The sequence below is a fragment of the Veillonella intestinalis genome (assembly GCF_943192895.1).
Classification (GTDB): Bacteria; Bacillota; Negativicutes; order Veillonellales; family Veillonellaceae; genus Veillonella_A; species Veillonella_A intestinalis.
The window spans coordinates 103,972-123,060 of record NZ_CALPCB010000004.1 but is presented as its reverse complement, the minus strand read 5'-3'; the positions used below and the strand labels follow the sequence as shown (position 1 = coordinate 123,060).

Genomic DNA, 19,089 nt, shown 5'->3' with positions numbered 1-19,089 from the left:
CTGGTTAAAAGAACGTATATTTATTATCTACGACGTTTAGGTTTCATCTCATGAGCATCTTGCAAATCAGATAATTGTTGACGCAATAGGCCTAACTTATCACGCAATTCAGCCGCTTTTTCAAACTCTAACTGCTTCGCCGCGGCCTTCATAAGACGCGTCGTTTCTTCAATTTCATTAAATACATCTTCAACCGTTACAGCTGGTGCTACTGATGTATCCGCTGTTTCACCATAAGTAGACCCATCTTCTGCTACTGCTTGCAATCCTGTTACAGCCAATTGTGAGGACTTACTCTTACCCGAGCCTTTAGTAGTAGCTTTCGAAACCTTAGCTGTACTAGCTCCTTGGCTTCGTCCTTTACGTTTAGTACGCCCCTGACTGCTATCAGCAGTTGCGCTACTACCTGCCTCTTCTTCTAACTTCGTCAACTCAATCAATTCTTTAACTTCTTTACGAATTGATTTTGGCGTTATATTATGCTCTGTATTATAAGCCTGTTGCACCTCACGACGCCGTTCAGTTTCACTAATAGCCCGCTCCATAGAGCCGGTAATACGATCAGCATACATAATAACACGACCATGTTCATTACGAGCTGCCCGACCAATAGTCTGAATTAAAGAAGTGTCACTACGCAAGAACCCTTCCTTGTCAGCATCTAAAATCGCTACCAACGACACTTCTGGCATGTCGAGACCTTCACGCAGGAGATTAATCCCGACTAATACATCAAATACACCAGCTCGTAAATCACGAATAATATCAGCTCGTTCAATCGTAGCAATGTCAGAATGTAAATAGCGAACGCGAATACCAACTTCTTTTAAGAATTCTGTTAAATCCTCCGCCATTTTTTTAGTGAGGGTTGTTACAAGAACACGCTCATTCTTAGCTGTGCGTAGTTTAATTTCCCCCAATAAATCATCCATTTGACCGCGAATAGGTCGTACTTCAATAACCGGATCTAGCAATCCTGTAGGGCGAATAATCTGCTCAGCTACATTTGTTTGTACTTCCATTTCATAAGGTCCTGGCGTAGCGGATACATACACAATCTGATTAATGCGCTCTTGAAACTCTTCAAATTTCAAAGGACGATTATCTAATGCTGAAGGTAAACGGAAACCGTATTCTATCAAATTTTCCTTGCGTGCTCTATCCCCATTGTACATAGCTCGTACCTGTGGCATAGTTACATGAGATTCATCAATAAGAATTAAAAAATCATCAGGAAAATAATCAATCAAAGTAAAAGGCGCTTCCCCCGGTTTACGATTAGAAAGCAAACGTGAATAATTTTCAATGCCTGAACAATATCCCATTTCTTGCATCATTTCTATATCATACCGAGTGCGCTGTTCCAATCGCTGTGCTTCTAACAGGCGGTCTTTAGATTTTAACAGTTTTAATTGTTCATCTAATTCGGCTTCAATACGCTCAATGGCAACTTGCAGTTTTTCACGAGTCGTTACATAGTGAGATGCTGGATAAATAGCTACATGTTTACGATCTACAATGATTTCGCCAGTCAACGCATCCACTTCAGATAAACGATCAATTTCATCACCAAAGAGTTCTATGCGTACCACCCGTTCACTATAAGCAGCAGGAAATACTTCAATCGTATCACCATGAACCCGAAATGTACCACGTGTGAAGTTTATATCATTACGTGTGTATTGAATATCTACTAATTTCTTTAAAATATCATCGCGACTTTTTTCTTGCCCCAACCGTAGGGAAACCACTAAATCACTATAATCTTCTGGATCCCCTAAACCATAAATGCAACTTACCGATGCCACAATAATCACATCACGGCGCTCAAATAAACTCATCGTAGCAGAATGTCGCAATTTATCAATTTCATCATTAATAGACGCATCTTTTTCAATATAAGTATCGGTAGATGCAATATATGCTTCTGGCTGATAGAAATCATAATAAGACACAAAATATTCTACCGCATTATTAGGAAAAAAACTTTTAAACTCACTAGCTAGCTGCGCCGCCAAAGTCTTATTATGAGCAATAACTAACGTAGGCTTTTGTACGCCCTCTATCAGTTTTGCCATAGTATACGTTTTCCCTGTGCCAGTAGCACCTAATAAAACTTGTGCCCAATCGCCATTTTCAACACCCTTCACTAACGATTGTATAGCCGCTGGTTGATCACCCATAGGCTGAAAAGGGGCTTCTACTTTAAAGGGATTCATTGGGCCTTCGTAATTACGATGAATACTTGGATGTGCCATATTATTTACCTTCTTCAGCCATCAAACGTTCCGCTTCCGCGGCTGCTTGCGTCGCTTCTTCAGCACGTACGCGGTCAATATGCTGCTGTAATACCTTACGTTCTTCTTCATTTAATTCTGTACGCTTACTATCTTCTAATTGTTTTGGCGTATCAGCACCTTCCAATACTTCAATGAGCAAGGCAACAACTCGTTTATCAAGGCCCACTTTAGTTGCCACATCAGTAGCAAATGCCCATTCTTCCTCTGAAAAGTTATCAATGCGCTCATTTAATTCAGCCCAATTCGCCAACATAAGGCGCGTTACAGGGCGATACATTTCATTGCCCACATACGCTAATAAATCACCTAAAGTTTCAATAGCTTCTACAGGCGCTCCATACTTATTAGCACGGTTCTCAGCTTTTGCATAGGCTATTAATTCTTCACGACTCATCTCATTTTTCATTACTACTCATTCCTTTATCAAACAATGCATTGGCAAAGTCCTTCGCGTTAAATGGCTGTAAATCATCAATTTTTTCACCAATGCCAATCCAACGCACAGGCACGCCCAATTCCTCTTTAATTGAAATAACCACGCCCCCCTTAGCAGTGCCATCCAATTTTGTAACAATAATCCCTGTAATTGGCACAGCTTGACCAAATAATTTAGCTTGGCTTACTGCATTTTGACCAGTAGTACCATCTAAAATCAATAAGGTTTGATGTGGCGCACCAGGAACTTGGCGGTCCGCTACACGACCAATTTTTTTCAATTCTTCCATTAAATTCGTCTTAGTATGTAAACGACCAGCCGTATCAATAATTACAATATCTGCATTACGAGCTTTTGCCGATGCTAAAGCATCATACACAACAGCGGCTGGGTCAGCCCCTTCTTGATGCTTAACAATTGGCACATCAGCACGTTCAGCCCAAATAGTTAACTGTTCAGAGGCAGCCGCACGGAATGTATCCGCTGCTGCTAAGACAACTTTTTTACCTGCTTCTTTATAATAATGCGCTAATTTAGCAATCGTTGTAGTCTTGCCAACGCCATTAACCCCTACTACTAAAATAACTTCTGGCGCATGCATTTCTAAAGTTTCTTCCTGATCTTCCAAAATTTTAGTAATGTATTCTTCAATATAGCCCATTACTTCATTGGTATGATTAATTTTACCTTCCGTTACACCACGACGAATTTCTTTCATCAATAATTCAGTAGTTTTACTACCTAAATCAGCAGTAATCATAGCGATTTCTAAGTCATCGAGAAAATCATCATCAATCTTAGCATAACCAATAACTACTGTTTCAATAGCTTCTGTAAATTTCTTTTTTGTATTTTCTAATGCATTACTAATGCCTAATAATTGTTTTGTACGATTCCAAAATCCCATTACATATCCTCCTCTATATCATCAAAGGCTACTGTTAATAATCGTGAAACGCCTCGTTCTACCATTGTCACCCCTTGTAATACTAAAGCCGCTTCCATAGTCCGCTTACGATGCGATACAACAATAAATTGTGTATCAGCCCCTAAACGCTGCAAATAACTGCCAAATCGTTCTACGTTTGCTTCATCTAAAGCAGCATCTACTTCATCAAGTACGCAAAATGGAGCAGGTCGATAGTCTAAGAATGAGAACAATAAAGCAATAACTGTTAAAGCTCGTTCACCGCCAGACAATAATGTTAATTGCTGACGTTTTTTACCAGGTGGCTGTATATAAAAATCAATCCCACTAGTTAAAATATTAGCTGCATCAGTTAATACAATTTGTGCCGTACCGCCCCCAAACAATTGACTAAACACCGCTTGGAATCGGTCCCCTACTATATCTAAGACTTCACTAAGTTGAGTCGACATTGCTTTATCAATCTCCGCAATAACAGACTCAAGCTGTTGTTTCGCTAATTCTAAATCAGAACGCTGCTCTTCGTAAAAACTTTTCTTTTTTAGCGCTTCTTCATATTCAGCAACTGCTTCAGGATTAATAGGCCCCAACGCTTCTAATTGAGCTTGTAATTGGCCTTGTGCTAAACGCCAATCCCCAACAGCGCCCTCTAAATGAAGTGATTGTGCCTCCTCTTTCGTAAAGCCTAACTCACCGATTTTAGCCACCGCTTGGGTACTATTCATTTCATATTTAGCCAACTGTCCTTCCATCTGCAATAATCGTTGTTGAATACGCTTTTGCCGTACATCTAAATCATTACGTCGAGTAGCTAATTCTTCTAAATTCTGCTTTTGAGTACTATGCAATTCATAGAGGGATTGTCGCTCTTTTTGCAAAGCCCCTGACTTTGACGCCTGTGTACCATAGGTTTCAGTTAAATGTGACAACTGTTGTGGCAACGTTATATCCACTAACTCAGTTTGCCTCATTAACTGTTCTTGTAAAGGCTTCATTTTAGCGGTATTCGCCTCAATAGCAGCCTGCCATTCAGCAATTTGACTTTGTCTATATACCTGTTGTTGACGACTTTGTTCATAAGCCAAACGGGCTTCATTCCATATGGCATTTGCTTCCCCTTGCGCCTGCTGAGCTGCTTCTAATTGAGCTAATGTAACACTACCTTCACCAGCCTCAGTCAATTTTGTCTGCAAAGCTTGTAAACTAGCCTCCCCCGCTTTTAGCTGACCCTCAATAGTCTGCTGGGTATCTTCCAAAATTTTCACTTTAGTTGTATTTTCAACCACTAAGCGCTCTTTACGAGCCTTACGCTCACCCAAGGTTTGACATAAAGTCTGTGCTGTTAATAATAAGGTATGTAATTCGTCCCAACTATCTTTTTCAGCCTCCATAGTAGCGGTTAACGCTTCTATGTCTTGCTCTTTCTTTTGTATGGTAGTTTGATCGTCCTCTATCTTCTGTTGCAAAGTTGTAAGTTTTGTTGTAAGGGTCGTAAGCTCTTCTTTACGAGCCATGACAGAGGCTTTGCGACGCTTAGTCACACCACCTGATAAAGAGCCACCAGGTTGAAACTGTTCACCACCTAAAGTAACAATACGCAACTGTTGTTTGTATTTTTTTTGTAGCTCTATCGCTCGTTCCATAGACTCAACAACGATGGTACGGCCTAATAAATATGTAAAAATCCCTTTATACGTATCGTCAAAAGTAATACAATCAACGGCACGCCCTAGTACACCAACTTCAGCTAATGCAGAGGTCTCAAGAGCATGACCTTTTACCGTTTCAAGAGGTAAAAAAGTAACGCGACCACCCTGTGTTCGTTTTAAATAAGCAATACAATCTGCAGCGGCTCGACTTGTACTAGCAACTATGTGATTAATACTACCACCTAAAGCAATATCTAGGGCCGTTACAAACTTAGGCTCTACTGTAAATAAATCACCAATGGCCCCATGCAAATCCTTACGCCAGCTTTCGTTAGCTTGTAAAGCATTACGCGTACCTTCTGCATAGCCTTCATGTTGCTCTGCCCACTGGGCCAATACTTGCAAACGCCCTTCTAATTGTTGTTCTTCACGGCGCCTCGCTTGATTTTCTTTTTCCAATTGTTGACGACTAGTCCGCAATTCATTTAACGCATTTTGCTGTGTTTGACGAACTGCTTCTTGTTCTTTCTTGCTAGCTTCTAAACGCTGTTGCTTAGCTAAGGCAGCTGCTTCTTCCGTAGCGACGTCGGCTACTTCTTGGGTCAAAACTTCTACTAATTTCCGCCCTTCTTCTAATTCATCGGCTACACGTTGCAATTCAGACCGATATTTTTCAACTCGTCCTACTAAACTTAGTTGCTCTTCATGGCGACTAGCCGCTTCTTTTTGCACCGCTTGAAAGGCTTGCTGTACCTCTTGCAAGGTAGCTTTAGCTATCTCATAAGCCTCTTCTTTTTGACGTACCACTTCCGCCTGCTTAGTTAATTCAGCTTCACTATCAGCCACCAACTTTTGGTGAACTAATACCTTCTGACTATCACCAGCAATAGTCGCTTCCATTTCATGAATACGATATTGTAGCTCTTGTACCTCTTTTGTAGCAGAACGTAACTGTTCCTCTACCAGCTTCTGCTCCCCTTGCAACCGTTCTTCTTTACGCTGCGCCTGTGCTACCGCTTCTTCACAAGCTCGAAGTGCTAACTGCTGTTCATCATTATGAAGTTTCAAACTTTGTTCGGATGCAGCTACAGTCGTTAATTCTGTTTGTATTTCAATATCTTCTTGTTCTAAAGCAGTCTTTTCATTCTCTTGTTTAGTAAAAAGTCGATCAGCTACCTTAAAATCATGAAAAGCCAAAGCCCCATCATATAGACGTTTTTGCTGACTCAAACGACCATGTTCTTCTGTTTTATCAGCCTTTTCTTTTAGAGGTCCCATTTGTTCCTCTAAATTAGCCATTAAATCAGCAACACGCTCCATATTTCGATCAGTCTGCCCCATGCGGCGCAAAGACTCTTCTTTATTCATTTTGAAACGAGCAATACCTGCTACTTCTTCAAAAATTAAACGTCGTTCTTCCGGCTTACTATTTAAAATAGCATCTACTCGATTCTGACCAATAATAGCCATAGAGTCACGACCTAAGCCTGTATCAGCCAATAAGGCTTGAATATCTTTTAAACGACAAGCTTTTTTATTAATATAAAATTCGCTTTCCCCACTGCGATAAATACGCCGTGTTAAAGCCACTTCTGCTAAATCAGGATGTAATCGTTTATCACTATTATCAAAGATTAACGTTACTTCAGCCGTACTCATGGGACGACGTTTTTCTGTGCCTGAAAAAATAATATCTTCTGCTTTTTGACCACGTAATTGGCGTACATTTGATTCACCTAAGACCCAACGCATAGCATCCGTAATATTACTTTTGCCGCTCCCATTAGGGCCTACAATGGCCGTCATGCCTGGTGAAAATTTTACAATTGTTTTATCAGCAAAGGACTTAAATCCCTTTAACTCTAATCGTAAGAGTTGCATGCTAACCACCTTTCTGTGAGTCAAAAATTCTTATAATAACGTACCTTTTATTATACCACAGTATACCTAATATTATCGATAATCAAACACACATTCTCTTTATTTTTCGCCATATAACTATGGTTCAGTCCTTCAGTAGTTTTTGCCGACTTAACTTCATCGCTCGCATCGCCAATCACAAAACCAGTTACTTCCCACTTAGACCATATATTTTGAGCCACCTTAGAATCCCATTCACACCACTGCCAATTATACTGACTATATTTTGTGGCAAAATACTTCATATTCCGTTGCTTTTCTCCACGCAGTTTCGAAGTCAATGACCGTGGATATATAATGGTAATCAGCTTTTTATGCTGTCTCGGAGAATCTAAAGTAGATGCAATCTGCGACGCAAACATAAACTCCGCTTCATGGGCCTGTAATACGTCTTCCAGCTTTTGTTGCCATTGATAATTAACAACCAATTCACCCATAGCTGGTTCATAAGGTCCGCCCACTAAGCCGATGCCGGCATCTAATTCTGGCGTACTTTGCAGACCTGTCCGTATTACTTCAATCTGCTTATCTTCAAAATAAGTTTTTAAAAACGCACTATATGCTACTGCTTCCTCAACGGTTAAAGGCGTATAAGTCCCTTCAGCTACTGCCTCTGCCAATTCCGTATCAGCAATAACTAATACAGGGTAAATACGTACAAAATCAGGCTCTAAACGGCCTACCTTCACTGCCGTATGCACCAAAGTATGCCAATTTTCACCAGGTAAACCAGGTAATAATTGTATACCTACAGTTAAGCCACGTCTTTGTAAACGCCCTACCGCCCCTACAACGTCAGCACTTGTATGCCCCCGTTTAGAGTTAACAAGAATGGTCTCATCCATGGATTGTACGCCCATTTCAACTGTACTCACCCCATAGGCTACGAGCAAATCAATAGCTTCATCACTTAATGCATCAGGCCGAGTAGAACAACGAATACCATCAATAAGCCCCCCTTGTAAAGCTTCATAAGCAGGCTCTAATAAAGAAATCTGTAATTCTTTGGGTAAAGCAGAAAAACTACCCCCATAAAAAGCCACTTCCCAATATTTTAACTCTCGTTCAGCACCTATATATTCTTTAATAGTCGCTGTCACATCCACTGCAGTAGCTCTTGCGCCACCACTAGTAATCCGATGTTGATTACAAAAGATACATTGCTGTGGACAGCCTGCATGAGGAATATAAAAAGGAATAAGGCCACGCTTTTTCTTTGTTAGACCTTTAGAAGGTACTGCAATATTTGATTTCATTGTTTCAATGCTTACAGCCATAAGATAACTCACTTTCTATACGAAAAAGGAGCGGATTAGCCGCTCCTCTATTTACATATACCTAATTATAACTGACAAGCTCGTTTGCCTTCTAAATAATCTAACGTAACTTGTGCTGCATTTTGTTCTGCTTCTTTTTTACTCTTACCAGTACCTGAACCATAAGCAACGCCTTCAATACGCACTTCCATGCAAAAAATCTTGTCATGGTCAGGTCCAGATTCACTTAGTAAAGTGTAAACAATTTGCTTTTCCCCATCTTGTTGCACATATTCTTGCAACATTGTTTTATAATCTTTGCCAAGCTTACCAGCTTTAGCCTTTTCTAAATATCCTTTCAAATGACTCAATACGAACTGTGCTGCTACTTCATAGGAAGTATTGACATATAAGGCGCCTATAACTGCCTCAAATGTATCCGCCAAAATAGAGGCCCGTTCACGGCCACCAGAAGTCGCTTCACCACGACCTAATAATAAATAGTTACCAAAATTTAATTTAGCACTACAAGTAGCTAGTGACGTTTCACAAACAGTGGCTGCCTTTATCTTCGTCAGTTCACCCTCAGTCATTTGAGGATATGTAGTAAACAGATACTCACCGATAATTAAATCTAATACAGCATCTCCTAGAAATTCAAGACGCTCATTATGTTTAACGCGAGCTGCTCTATTCTCATTGGCATAAGACGTATGCGTAAACGCTCTGTCGAGCAAATTAATATCTGTCAAAGGAATACGCAAACGCGCCACAAGCTCTCGAAGCGCTGCTTCTCGAGCTTGGTGCGAGATTGTCTTATGAGTCTTACGGCCGCTCAATTAGTCCTCGTAACGACGAACTAGTAACGTCGCATTGTGTCCACCAAAACCAAAGGAATTGGAAAGAGCACAATTAACTTTTAACTCACGAGCTCCTTCTTTTACATAATCCAAATCAAGTTCTGGATCTGGGTTCGTTAAGTTAATAGTTGGGTGAATTTTGCCAGTTTCAATAGCCATAGCCATTACAATAGCTTCAATAGCACCAGCAGCACCCAATAAATGGCCTGTCATAGATTTAGTGGAGTTAATTGCTAATGTATTAGCATGTTCTCCAAATAATTCTTTAATTGCCATAGTTTCATTCTTATCATTAAGACCAGTAGATGTACCATGAGCATTGATATAATTAATTTCGCTAGGATCAATACCAGCGTCTTTAATTGCCAATTCCATACATTTACGCGCTTGTAAACCACCTGGTGCTGGCGCTGTAATGTGATACGCATCACCATTGCTACCATAACCAATTACTTCTGCGTAAATATGAGCACCACGAGCTTTCGCATGTTCTAATTCTTCAAGAACAACGATACCTGCCCCTTCACCCATTACAAAACCATCACGGTCTGCATCAAATGGACGAGATGCTTTTTCAGGTTCATCATTGCGTGTAGACATTGCTTTCATAGCAGCAAAACCAGCTACAGCCGCTGGAGAAATAGCCGCTTCAGTACCACCAGCAAACATAATATCAGCATCCCCACGAGCTACAATACGGAATGCATCGCCAATGGAGTTAGTGCCAGAAGCACAAGCAGTAATATCTGTAATCGCTGGGCCACGAAGACCAAGTTCAATAGATACACGGCCAGATACCATGTTAGCAATCATCATAGGTACAGCAAATGGACTTACACGATTAGGTCCTTTGTCAAATAACGTTACATATACATCGTGGATAGAGTCAATCCCACCGATACCAGTACCTACTACAGTACCACAACGGTCACGATCTTCTTTATCCAAATCAAGATCAGAATCGCGCAAAGCAAGAACTGCTGCAGCGATTGCAAATTGAGAGGAACGGTCCATACGACGGGACTCTTTCTTCTCTACACCATATTCAGTAATATCAAAATCCTTCACTTCACCAGCAATGCGGGTAGCATATTCTGAAGCATCAAAATGCGTAATCGGACCGATACCAGATTTACCTGCTAATAACGCTTCATAAAAAGCCTCTTTACCAGTGCCTACAGGCGTTACAGCCCCTAAACCAGTAATAACAACACGTTTTTCCAATTATTTCACCTCACATGTAAACTATGCATTGAAATACATTAATCAATCTGGGAAACTTCCTTCAATAAACGAGCGAAAATTTCCTTAACTGGCAAAATCTCATCTACTTTGCGCATATTATTGCCGGAGAATACTAAACCATTCTCCACATCACCTTGTTGTGCTCGTTCCAGTGCTTTAATTAAACAGAATCTATGAGAGCAATGTTTTAAACAACGATCACATTCAGTTGGTGGTGGTACAGTACCATCCAATACAGTGGTGGCAAATTTATTGCGTATTGCCTGTCCTGGTAGACCCACTGGACTTTCTATTAACACTACATCTTCCGGTTTTGTTGTACGTACATACATTTTTTTCAATTCGTCCGATGCATTGCATTCTACACTAGCAGCAAAACGGCTCCCCATTTGGACGCCATTAGCACCTAGCTTAATCATTTCTACAATATCTTTCCCGTCTAACACGCCGCCCGCGCCAATTACAGGAATATTTTTAACGGCTTTTACAACTTCAGGTACAATTTCACGAGATGAGCGATTCGTACCTAAATGGCCGCCTGCTTCACTGCCTTCAACGATGACAGCTGCCGCACCTAATCCTTCGGAAATACGAGCTAATTTTCCAGAGGACACAATCGGTACAATGGGCGTACCTGATTCTTTCCCCATACCAAACATATCACGAGAAAAACCTGCGCCTGCAACAACAAGGTCAATGCCTTCTTCAACTGCAGTTTGCACAAGGCCAGCAAAACCAGAGGCTGCTACCATTGCATTTATACCAATAATACCCGTAGGTGATAATTTTCGAGCTAATTTAATTTCATAACGTAATTCATCAAATGGCATACCGGAGGCCGCAATGAGACCAATGCCACCTTCATTAGCTACAGCCGCAGCAAGACGTGCTGTAGACAATCTGATTGCCATGCCACCTTGAATAATGGGCACCTTTGCCACCAGATTTCCTATGCGAAGTTCAGGGAGCTTCACTATAAATTCCTCCTGTTACGTATACCGACTAGGGGGCGTACAGCCCCCTAACGGTGCACAAGTCTTACGCTTCTTTGATAGAATCGATGTATTCTACCGTATCTTTCACTGTTTTAATTTTTTCAGCTACATCATCAGGAATTTCAACATTGAATTCTTCTTCGAAAGCCATGATCAATTCAACGATGTCTAAGGAGTCAGCTCCTAAGTCGTCAATGAATGTAGAATCAATCTTAACTTCAGCTTCGTCAACGCCTAACTGTTCCACAACGATCGCTTTTACTTTATCAAACGTGGTCATTGTGATTTCACCTCCTTTCACTATTTCACTATATATGTACCTACATCACCATGCCACCATCAACATTAATGACTTGACCAGTAATGTAACTTGCCATATCACTTGCTAAGAAGGTAGCTACTACAGCTACTTCTTCTGGTTCAGCCATACGTCCTAATGGAATTGTCTGAACCATTGCTTCTTTCACTTTATCAGGTAAAACATCTGTCATATCAGTGTGAATAAAACCTGGTGCAATCGCATTTACCGTAATACCACGGCTTGCCAATTCTTTAGCACAAGTTTTAGTAAAACCAATTACACCTGCTTTAGAAGCACTATAATTAGCTTGACCAGCATTGCCAGTCACACCAACTACAGATGTCATATTTACAATTTTACCACTACGCTGTTTCATCATAATTTTTGAAACGGCTTTAGTTACAAGATATACGCCTTTAAGATTGATGTTCATAACATCATCCCAGTCATTGTCTTTCATGCGCATAAGCAAGCCATCACGAGTGATACCTGCATTATTCACTAAAATATCAATACGACCAAATGCTGTATGAGCTTCTTCAACCATAGCAGCCACTTCTTCAGCATTGCCTACATTAGCTTTTACTTTAATCGCTTTGCGACCAAGCGCTAAAATAGCATCTACTGTTTCTTGTGCAGCACCTTCACTGCCACTGTAGTTTACAACTACATCAGCCCCTTGCTTTGCCATTAAAATAGCAATTGCACGGCCAATACCACGAGAAGCACCTGTTACTAAAGCAACTTTATCTGTTAAATGCATTTTATCGAACCCCCTGTAAAAATTCAAGAGTTTTTGCTAAGGAATCTACATCTTCAACATTCGCTAATTGCATTTCCTTATTAATCTTCTTCGTAAACCCAGTTAATACTTTACCTGGACCTACTTCTACAAATGCACCAACACCTTCATTAATCATAGTTGCTACACAGTCTTCCCAAAGTACTGGATGAGCGGCTTGCACTACAAGAGATTCTTTAATAGCATTGGCATCGGTTAAAATTTCACCAGTTACATTGACTACTACTGGAATCGCTGCATCGTTTACAGTAATTTTGTCTAATTCTTCTTTCAAACGAGCAGCTGCTGGTTCCATTAAACGACTATGGAATGGAGCACTTACCGGTAACATAACAGCCCGTTTAGCGCCTGCTACTTTCATTTCTTCCGCTGCTTTTTCTACCGCTGCAGTAGCACCAGCAATAACGATTTGACCTGGGCAGTTAAAATTAACCGCTTGTACAGAACCCACTTCGTTATTGATTCTTTCACAAATAGCTACTACTTCTTCACGAGGTAAGGCTAAAATAGCTGCCATAGCACCTTCGCCTAATGGCACAGCATCTTGCATGAATTCGCCACGTTTATGAACAACGTATACGGCATCTTTAAAATCAAGCACACCTGCTGCAACTAAAGCACTATATTCACCTAAGCTATGACCACCTACAATATCAGGAGTAAAGCCTTTTTCTTTGAGTATTTCATAACATGCTACACTAGCTGTCAAAATAGCTGGCTGTGTATTAGCAGTCTTAACTAATTCAGTATCAGGTCCTTCAAAGCATAATTTAGAAATAGAATAACCTAATGCTTCATCTGCTTCAGCAAAACGCTGTTTTACAATGTCATATTCATTGTATAAATCTTGAAGCATACCTACTTTTTGAGAACCTTGGCCAGGAAATACAAATGCTGTTTTCACTAGTAACGCCTCCTGTATTATTTAATGATTTTCTGTAAGCCACCAATTACGGTTTCAGTTTCGCTCATAATATCTTTAATGATTTGAGCACATGGTTTTACATCATGTAACATACCAGAAATCTGCCCAATCATAACAGAGCCATTTTTAACATCCCCTTCAATAGCGGCTTTACGAAGCGCGCCAGCACCTAGTTCTTCAAGCTGTTCTTTTGGTGCCCCACTGAATTCTAATTCTTGATATTGATGGGATAATAAGTTTTCTAAAATACGAACTGGATGTCCTGTTGTAAGACCTGTCATTACTGTAGAGCGGTCTTTTGCTTTAAGTACTGCTTCCTTGTAGTTTGGATGGGCAATACATTCTTCGGATAATACGAAACGGCTACCCATTTGTACTGCACTAGCACCTAAAGCGAATGCAGCCGCTGCACCACGACCATCAGCAATACCACCAGCAGCAATAACTGGTACATTAACAGCATCAGCAATTTGAGGAATTAAACACATAGTCGTAATTTCCCCTACGTGACCACCTGATTCAGTACCTTCAGCTACCACTGCATCAATACCACCACGCAATAAACGTTTAGCTAACAATACAGACGCTACTACAGGAATTACTTTAGTGCCGATTTCTTTTAATGCTGGCACATAAGTACTTGGATTGCCAGCACCAGTTGTAATAACTGGTACTCGTTCTTCTAATACCACTTGCATAACTTCTTTTACAAATGGTGACATTAACATAATATTACAACCAAACGGTTTGCTTGTACGTTCTTTTAATTTATGAATTTCATTACGAAATACGTCTGGTGGCATATGACCAGCCCCAATAATGCCAAGACCGCCGCCTTCAGACACAGCCGCAGCAAGTTCAGCGGTACCGAGCCAAGCCATACCACCTTGGAATATAGGATACTCAATCCCTAATAAATCACAAATATCAGTCTTAATCATGATGGTTGTTCCTCCTTAGTACCATTTCATTACCAAGCCTGCCCAAGTTAAGCCGGCTCCAAAGCCAGCAAAGGCGACTGTATGATCTCGTTTTACAAAGCCAGATCGTACCGCTTCATCCAAAGCAATACCAATGGATGCAGCTGATGTATTGCCATACTTTGGCAAATTAATAAATACTTTTTCTTCTGGCATTTTTAAGCGATGTGCAGCCGAGTCAATAATTCGTTTATTTGCTTGGTGAGGAATGAAACGGTCCAAATCCTCTAACTTCAAACCGGCCCGGTCTAAAGCTTTAAGAGCTGTACGCCCCATAGTTTTTACTGCAAATTTATAAACTTCAGCGCCATCCATATGAATATAGGTTAGGCCTTCTTCAATGCGTTTATCATTCTGAATCATGGCAGTGCCACTCGCCGGAATGCATAAAGCCATTCCACCAGCGCCACTCGCCCCCATATCCATACCTAACATACCATATCCTTCTGGTACGGTCGATACAACAGCAGCACCAGCGCCATCACCAAATAAAACACAGGTGCCTCTGTCTTGCCAATTAATAACGCGGGACATTACTTCAACGCCGATAACTAGTACATGTTTAAATAACTGGTTACTTACATAACTTCCAGCGTTAATTAAACCATATACAAAGCCTGAGCAAGCAGCACCTAAATCAAAAGCAGCTGCATTAGTAGCTCCCAAGTTAGCTTGTACTAAACAAGCCGTGGAAGGAATACTCATATCGCCAGTTAAAGTCGCTACAATAATACAATCAATATCTTCAGCCGTCAAGCCTGCACTGTCCATAGCGCGACGAGCCGCTTCAGTTGCCATATCAGAGGCATTCATGCCTTCTGGGGCAATGCGACGTTCTTCAATGCCGGTGCGTTCACGAATCCATTGATCATTCGTGTCTACGATTTTTTCTAGATCAGCGTTAGTCACAATATTATCTGGTACAAAACTACCTGTACCAATAATACCGACTGGCTTAGTCCACATCGTCATATTTGATAGCTCCTTCTTCTTCTATACTCTGTTGAATGTTTTGAATAATTTTTTGTTCCACCAACTCACTAGCAATTTTAATCGCTGTTAAGATTTCCTTTGCTTTTGAACTGCCATGGGAAATTAAAAACACACCATTCACACCTAATAAAGGAGCACCGCCATTTTCTGTATGATCAAGGCGTTTTCGAACCTTTTTAAATACAGGGGCAATTAAAGCTGCTCCAATTTTAGCTAATAAACCACCATTTTTGATGCCATCTTTAATAATTTGCGTCATAACCCCTACAAGGCCTTCAGCTAATTTTAGCACCACATTACCAGTAAAGCCATCACATACAACTACATCTACAGTTCCTTTAGGAATATCACGGCCTTCTACATTTCCTTTAAACGGAATTGTTTTTAGCTGTTCTAATAAAGGATATGTAGCTAAACACAAGTCATTACCCTTAGTTGATTCTTCACCAATATTAAGCAAGCCAACAGTCGGGTTTGTTTTACCAAACATTAAACGTGCATATTCAGAGCCCATAATAGCCCCCTGTACCAAATGTTTTGGTTTACAGTTTGCATTTGCTCCTGAATCAAGCATAACGGTAACACCTTGTGGCGTAGGAATAGGTGTTGCAATCATAGGTCGATCAATACCTTTAATACGCCCTAAGCCAAATAAGGCTGCCGCTACCGCAGCACCGGTACTACCTGGTGCAATCACGGCATCACATACTTTTTGCTTCACCAAGCGAGTGGCTACTATAACAGACGCATCTTTTTTCTTGCGTACTGCCGTGCCAGGATGCTCACTCATTTCAATAACTTCACTGGCATGTTGAATAATCAATTGTGGATTATTTTGTTGCCCAAATTCTTCTAATACTTGACGAATCTGTGCTTCATCACCCACTAAAAATATTGTTATCTTAGGAAATGCTTTTGCTGCATCAATCGCACCACGTACAATTTCGTAGGGTGCGAAATCACCACCCATAGCATCTACTGCAATTTTCATATACTTACACCCTATTCTGAATGGGCTCCATTATGAACTTCGCCCGAAAGACTTCTTTTACCTTATCCTTAATTGTGACCCAGATAAAATACTTCTCACCTCGTTGACGTACTACGGAGGCTTTGGCCACTAAATTACAATCCGCTTTGACCGGACTTTTATATTTAATATTACCAACGCCAGCTAAAACAGCAGGTACACCCAACACTGCTTTAGCTAGAGAGTCAGCCTGTGCATATAAATACTGTGGCTCTACATAACCATTACAATCTGTCATGTCCTCTCTGGTTCGCAATATGCTAAGACCCTGTTCACCAGATGTAAGATCAATTAATTCTCCTACAACTTCAATATGACCATGATCATTAGCACTTGGTGCTAGTCCTTCTACACGCGCTCTAATGCGTTCCCTTAATTCTGGAATCCCTAATTCTAACCGATCAAGGCGAATCGTTGGCACGCTGACATTAAAAAAGATGGCCAACTCCTCATCGGTAACGAAGGGCGTATTATTCAGTTTTTCTTGCAATAACTGCTGTCGCTCTTGCTTCTTTATCCGACTCATGGTACCACCTTTTATGACCAAGTAATAATACTTCATTACAATTATATGTCACAAAGGGCGATTATGCAAGTAAAAATTATAAATGACTAAAAAAATGACTTAAAAAACAATTTCCATTTTAAATATGTAGCCCTAGCTACTGAAAACTATTTTCAACTCCATTATAATGAAAATATAAGCAGAACACAACTGCTTCCCTATTATTATTACATATATATTAATACTATATATTGCACAGTAAAGAAACTAATAATGTAAAACTAGCATACACAAAGGAGACTTACTTATGACTACTATGAAATCAGCCCTTGGCTTAAACAATGATCAACGCTTAGCAAAAATGATTGAAATTAAAGACAATTATTTAAGCGGTAACTTATCCCTTGAAGAAGGACAAGCACTTCTAAAACAATATATTGGCACCTGTACACCAGATGAATTTGCCTATGGAGAACAGCAATTAAAAGGATCTTATACGGATGAAGAAATTACCCATCGCATGGATGATTTACTCGCCTTATTTGATGGCATTTTAGTAAGAGCTGACAACACATATCCAGAAAATCATCCGCTATGGGTATATGTAGCTGAAATTACAGCAGGACTTGCCCTCATGAACGAAGCAGAGGAACTCCTTAAAGCACACCATTTCATCAAAAATCCTTGGCTTGGCGTATATGACAAACTAAGCGAATGGTCTCGCCATTTATCACGCAAGCAAAATCAACTATATCCAGCACTTGAAAAATACGGCTTTGATCGCCCTACTAAAATTATGTGGACCTTCGATGACAAAGTGCGTGACCTAATTAGCGAAAGTCGTCGCCTATTGCAAGCAGATGAAGTAGACCAATTCTTAACCCTTCAACCTAAGATGATTGATGCCTTCCGCGATTTAGCTGATAAAGAACAAGAAGTATTACTTCCTACAGCATGGAAACTTGTAAACGAAGATGAATTTAGCTATATGAGTCGCGGTGATCATGAAATAGGTTTTGCTCTAATTACGCCACCACCTTACTACGGTGACATGAAGGTAGCAGGAAAAGATATTGCAACCTCACCTATAGATACTACTGACACTAAAACAGCAAACTTTATGCAAGACTTGGCCGCGCTCTTAGGCAAATATAATATGAACCCTATGCCATCACCTGACACTGAACTCGATGTAGCCACAGGCAAACTCTCTTTAGAACGTATCAATTTACTTTTCAAACATATGCCCGTTGACCTATCTTATGTAGACGAGCATGAGTTAGTTAAATTCTACAGCGACACTAAACATCGCATCTTCCCTCGCAGCGCTAATGTTATTGGCCGCGAAGTGCGCAACTGTCATCCTGCCAAAAGTGTTCATTTAGTAGAAGAAATCATTGAGAAATTCCGTTCTGGCGAACAAGACAAAGCGGAGTTTTGGATTAATAAACCAGAAGCCTTCATCTATATTCTCTATACAGCCGTTCGTGATGAAGCCGGTAATTTTAAAGGCGTACTTGAAATGATGCAAGATTGTACACGCATTCGCAGCTTAGAAGGCTCTCGTACCCTCCTAACTTGGGACTCTGAAACTCATGGGGATGCAGTTGATGCCGCTACAACAGACTCAGTAAATACAGCCCTTGATGAAAATACTACACCAGAAGCTACAGCTCATACTATCACTATTAAAGGTATTACTATTACAGCAGATACTAAACTCTTTGACCTCTTCGATAAAGTAGAAGGTTTACGCCAATATATGCCAACTATTAATAGCAATTTTAAAATGCTCAATACGCCATTCGGTAAAATTATGGCACGCAAAGCAACGATTGGGATGGCCTGCGAGCGAACCGGTATGAGCCAAAAAGATATAATCGACGCTATAGCCAATTACATTAAAGCCCATTATAAAGGCTAAATGATAAAGGTTAAATGCATTTCCTAAAAGTACTACCATT

At 40.4% G+C, this 19,089-nt stretch carries 16 protein-coding genes; 1 reads left to right on the top strand and 15 read right to left on the bottom strand.

Annotated elements, in window-relative coordinates; all coding sequences use genetic code 11:
• Positions 1-23: 23 nt before the first annotated feature.
• From uvrB to fapR, 15 genes are all read right to left on the bottom strand, one after another.
• Complete coding sequence (uvrB, locus tag NFR27_RS04485; RefSeq protein ID WP_251454579.1) at positions 24-2,258, bottom strand: excinuclease ABC subunit UvrB; 2,235 nt, start codon at positions 2,256-2,258, stop codon at positions 24-26.
• 1 nt (position 2,259) lies between these two features.
• Complete coding sequence (locus tag NFR27_RS04480) at positions 2,260-2,706, bottom strand: hypothetical protein (RefSeq protein ID WP_251454577.1); 447 nt, start codon at positions 2,704-2,706, stop codon at positions 2,260-2,262.
• A complete protein-coding gene (gene ftsY, locus NFR27_RS04475) occupies positions 2,696-3,643 on the bottom strand; it encodes a signal recognition particle-docking protein FtsY (RefSeq protein WP_251440974.1) in 948 nt (315 codons plus the stop codon). Before ftsY ends, NFR27_RS04480 begins: the two co-directional genes overlap by 11 nt.
• Positions 3,643-7,194 (bottom strand): chromosome segregation protein SMC, encoded by a 3,552-nt coding sequence (gene smc / locus NFR27_RS04470; protein WP_251454575.1) that lies wholly within the window; start codon positions 7,192-7,194, stop codon positions 3,643-3,645. The genes ftsY and smc overlap by 1 nt, the downstream gene beginning before the upstream one ends.
• A 50-nt stretch (positions 7,195-7,244) precedes the next feature.
• Positions 7,245-8,522, bottom strand: a complete 1,278-nt coding sequence (locus tag NFR27_RS04465; protein WP_479266834.1) for an elongator complex protein 3 — start codon at positions 8,520-8,522, stop codon at positions 7,245-7,247.
• A 53-nt stretch (positions 8,523-8,575) separates the two neighbouring features.
• A complete protein-coding gene (gene rnc / locus NFR27_RS04460) occupies positions 8,576-9,328 on the bottom strand; it encodes a ribonuclease III (protein WP_251440981.1) in 753 nt (250 codons plus the stop codon).
• On the bottom strand, positions 9,329-10,573 hold the full coding sequence (fabF, locus tag NFR27_RS04455; RefSeq protein ID WP_251440983.1) for a beta-ketoacyl-ACP synthase II: 1,245 nt from the start codon (positions 10,571-10,573) through the stop codon (positions 9,329-9,331). It abuts the gene before it with no gap.
• Between the two features lie 38 nt (positions 10,574-10,611).
• Positions 10,612-11,568, bottom strand: coding sequence for an NAD(P)H-dependent flavin oxidoreductase (locus NFR27_RS04450; protein ID WP_251454572.1), 957 nt, complete (start codon positions 11,566-11,568; stop codon positions 10,612-10,614).
• Between the two features lie 64 nt (positions 11,569-11,632).
• Positions 11,633-11,869, bottom strand: a complete 237-nt coding sequence (locus tag NFR27_RS04445) for an acyl carrier protein (RefSeq protein ID WP_006554975.1) — start codon at positions 11,867-11,869, stop codon at positions 11,633-11,635.
• Between the two features lie 40 nt (positions 11,870-11,909).
• Positions 11,910-12,653 carry a 3-oxoacyl-[acyl-carrier-protein] reductase gene (gene fabG, locus NFR27_RS04440; RefSeq protein WP_251454569.1) on the bottom strand — a complete coding sequence of 248 codons (744 nt, stop codon included), beginning with the start codon at positions 12,651-12,653 and terminating at the stop codon, positions 11,910-11,912.
• A gap of 1 nt (position 12,654) precedes the next feature.
• A complete protein-coding gene (fabD, locus tag NFR27_RS04435) occupies positions 12,655-13,596 on the bottom strand; it encodes an ACP S-malonyltransferase (protein WP_251454567.1) in 942 nt (313 codons plus the stop codon).
• Between the two features lie 17 nt (positions 13,597-13,613).
• A complete protein-coding gene (gene fabK / locus NFR27_RS04430; protein WP_162099640.1) occupies positions 13,614-14,558 on the bottom strand; it encodes an enoyl-[acyl-carrier-protein] reductase FabK in 945 nt (314 codons plus the stop codon).
• Positions 14,559-14,573: 15 nt separating this feature from the next.
• Positions 14,574-15,569, bottom strand: a complete 996-nt coding sequence (locus tag NFR27_RS04425) for a beta-ketoacyl-ACP synthase III (RefSeq protein WP_251454565.1) — start codon at positions 15,567-15,569, stop codon at positions 14,574-14,576.
• Complete coding sequence (plsX, locus tag NFR27_RS04420) at positions 15,553-16,581, bottom strand: phosphate acyltransferase PlsX (protein ID WP_251454563.1); 1,029 nt, start codon at positions 16,579-16,581, stop codon at positions 15,553-15,555. The genes NFR27_RS04425 and plsX overlap by 17 nt, the downstream gene beginning before the upstream one ends.
• Before the next feature lie 4 nt (positions 16,582-16,585).
• On the bottom strand, positions 16,586-17,146 hold the full coding sequence (fapR, locus tag NFR27_RS04415) for a transcription factor FapR (protein WP_251454561.1): 561 nt from the start codon (positions 17,144-17,146) through the stop codon (positions 16,586-16,588).
• A gap of 286 nt (positions 17,147-17,432) precedes the next feature.
• Between fapR and NFR27_RS04410 the strand changes: the two genes are divergently transcribed.
• Positions 17,433-19,049, top strand: a complete 1,617-nt coding sequence (locus NFR27_RS04410; protein ID WP_251454559.1) for a DUF438 domain-containing protein — start codon at positions 17,433-17,435, stop codon at positions 19,047-19,049.
• Positions 19,050-19,089 lie beyond the last annotated feature (40 nt).